The 3398-nt window shown below is 44.6% G+C and carries 2 protein-coding genes; both read right to left on the bottom strand.

Annotated elements, in window-relative coordinates; genetic code table 11:
* Positions 1-2183 (bottom strand): efflux RND transporter permease subunit (locus ACZFYI_RS17770; protein ID WP_462525465.1); only part of this gene is annotated, 2183 nt, incomplete at its 3' end.
* A gap of 222 nt (positions 2184-2405) precedes the next feature.
* The coding region (locus ACZFYI_RS17765; protein WP_462525464.1) for an efflux RND transporter permease subunit at positions 2406-3398 on the bottom strand (993 nt) is incomplete at its 5' end.

Below are 3398 nucleotides of genomic sequence, written 5' to 3'. Positions count from 1 at the left end.
GTTTTTTGTTCATTCCAACCCAAGCGTTCGTTGGTATTCACGGTTTGGATTCTTTTGTGTCGGAGGAGCTTTTCAGCCAACAACTCCGATTGTCTTTCGAGTTCGTCGTAGTTATAGCCTTTCAAAGTCACCCTGAAAGAAGGAATCCCATCTCCACCCGATCCGGTATAAAACCCCTGTCCTACACCATAGATGGTCCAACTCGCCCCTGACCAATCGGTGGACTTAACCGATAACCTGCCTTTCAGTTGGTAAGGCAAAGCGGATTTCTCATAAGCTTCCTTGAAAGTGATTGTGATTTGGGCATTTTGACCGGATTGTACATAAGTCACAAATTGATCGATGCCTTCCACGCCTTTGAGAAACCCCTCAAATTCCCGCATGATAAAATCCATCTGCTCCAGGGTATTGCCAAAAGGCAAACGGGCAGAAATATACAGCCTTGTCTTTTCCGCCTCGCGGTAGGATGATTTTTCAAAAACCCCACGGACAAACAAGCGTAATGAACCCCCTAGCGCCTTGTCCAGATAAGGACGGATTTCTTCTTGGTAAAGAGTCGAGCCTACCGTTTTGTTATACCATTCCTGACCCTCCCATTTGGCAGGAAGAAAGAAAACAGGAATCCCGAAAAGCAACAACAAAAGAAAGATAAATGTCTTTCTATAATTGGCGACAAAACCTATGCTTCGGCTAAAAACCCCAAACGCCTTCACCCTTTTTCTGAGTTGTTTGACAGTCAGTGCCCTGCCTTTTTTTGCCTGATTTCCAAAAAGAATCTCATACATGGCCGGGGTAAATAGCAAAGCCACCAAAAGCGAAACTGCCAACATCACGGTCACCACTACAGAAAATTCAGTGAGGTTTTTCCTGTCATCTTCAGGCAGGAAAAACACAATCAACAGCGCAATGATCGTCGTCAGCGAGGCACCAAGCAGTGCCACAAATACTTTCCTGTTTTTGTGCTTGTGCAAGTGGTCGATCATGATGATCGCGTTGTCCACAATCAAACCAAAGGAAATCGTAAGCCCTGCAAGGGAATACATATGGATGTCCACTTTGAGCAGGTACAGGATAATTCCCGTAATGCTCAGGTTGACAATGATGCCCAAAAAGAGAATACTGAGGTACTTGAGATTCCTATTGATCAGAAAAATAAAGACAATCAAAATCAAAATAGAAAGGCCCGAGCGCTTGTAAATTTTGTTCAGTTCCTTTTCGAGAAACTCGGTATCGTCATTTTCCAGGCGTACTTCAAATCCTTCCGGCAACAAAGATTTGGTTCCATCAATTGCCTCTTTGATGTTTTTGGCCAAGAGGACTTTATTGACTCCGTCACGGTTGATAATGGAAAGGGTTACAGAATTGTTGCCATTGATCCTGTAAAAGGAATTGGGTTCGGCTTCTTCCAAAGTCAAACTCGCCAAGTCTTTCAGGTAAATCTCTTTTCCTTCCTTGGTGGTGACAAGTAGGTTTTCAAGTTGACTGATGTCTTGCAGCGAGCGGTCCACCTGAATAAAAAGCGTTTCTCCCCTGTTGTTGACCACCGAACCGGGGAAAGACCTGCCAAAAGATCCTGCAATGACTGATTCGATATCTGATTTGGAAAGTTTGAAAGCCTGGAGTTTTTTGATGTCATAGGTGACAAACAGCTGCAGGTCGTTTGCGCCTCTGATGGTGATTTCCTCGATTTCAGCAAATCGGTTGAGAGATGATTTGATGACATCTTCTGCTATTTTTTTGATCTCAAAGGAAGCAAAGGGACCGTTGACTGAATAGGTCAAAATCGGGGTTTTGAGGTCGGACATGCGCTCGGCAGTTTGGGTGACCAAGGGATAAGAGACTTTCTGATCCAATGCCGGATAAACCTGCCTGATGATGGAAGAAACCTCAAATTTCTTGAATTCCATATCCGTTTCCTTGTCAAAACGCAAGGTGATCGACCCCCTGTCGTAATTGGATAGGGAGTTGATCTTTTTGAGATCTGCCAATTGGGAAAGTGCTCCTTCCAAAGGAGAAGTGGCCAGTTTTTCGACCAGATCCGGAGAAGACCTAGGCACCCCAAAACTCACCGTCAATACCGGTTCACGCTCCCGTGGATTCAGATCCACAGAAAGCCTCGGCACCAGGGCAAAACCGATGATGGCAAGAACGATGAACGATATGATGATGCGGAAAGGAGTCAATTTATATAAAGTATCAAGATTTAAGTATCAAGTATCAAGACCCAAGAGGCAAGAACTAAAAGCAGATTTAGAACCAAGTATCAAGTACAAAGTACCAAGAAGCCAGAACCAAGGCCTTTGGGCTCGACAAATGGAGAATATTGACCACGCAAAGCTGCCAACCATCAGTACTCCTCCTTTTCTCTGTGAACTCTGTGTTCTTCGTGGTTAAATATTTTTTACTCATGTCCTGTGTCTTTTCGAAATAAACCAATAAGCCAAAGGCACGAAATACAGTGCTGTAAAGGTTCCGATAGTCAGACCGCCGATGACGGAAAATACCAAGGGCCGCTGCAGGTCAGCACCCAACCCTGAAGAGAAAACCACCGGCAACAAGGCTAATATAGTCGTGATGGAGGTCATCAGGATAGGTTTTAACCTGATCTTCCCTGCTTCATAAATCGCCCTTTCGAGACCTTCCCTTTGATTCATCGTTGTACTGTACCTAATTTTAAGCCTGTTGATGGTATCGATTTTCAGGATGGCATCATTGACCATGATTCCCAACATGACAACCAAGCCAATGGCTGACATGACATTGAGTGAAGTTCCGGTAAGAAAGAGGATGATAAACGCCCCCCCGATCCCCAAAGGCAAAGTAGCGATGATGATCAATGGCTGAACAAAACTCTCAAATTGCGCAGCAAGGATAAAATAAAGCAACAGCACAGAAATCAAAAGGATACTGACCAATTCCTTGATACGCTCTTGGTCTTTGAAATACTGACCAAAAAATGAAACCCCAAGATTCTTGTCCGCCGCCCATTGGATGATTTCAGGATTGTAAGCAGTGGGATTATCCTTGGCCAATATCACCGATTGGAACAAACCTGCTTTGTCTGCCGTGACGAATTTATAGTGGTTTTCATATTCAAAGCTGATGAAATTGCTCATTGCGTATTCGTTTCCATCTTTTCCCTGAAGGAAATTCGCATTGAGAATCTGCTCAAAATTGGACTTGTTGGCGGTGAGCTTGATCGGCGTAATCTCCCCAAAGCGCTTGATATCGGTAATTGGATACACGCCAAACAACTGCTTCACCTGCTCCTGCAAGTCCCGGGGACTGATGCCATAGAGCGCGAGCTTGCCACCATCCAACCTGAATATCACGGAGGCTTCTTTTTGTAATCCCGGTCCACGGCTGAATTCCTTCACAGGAAATGATGACAGCCATTC

It is taken from the genome of Aquiflexum sp. (assembly GCF_977115555.1).
Note: the sequence above shows the minus strand (reverse complement) of the source record. Positions and strands in the feature narration are given on the sequence as shown.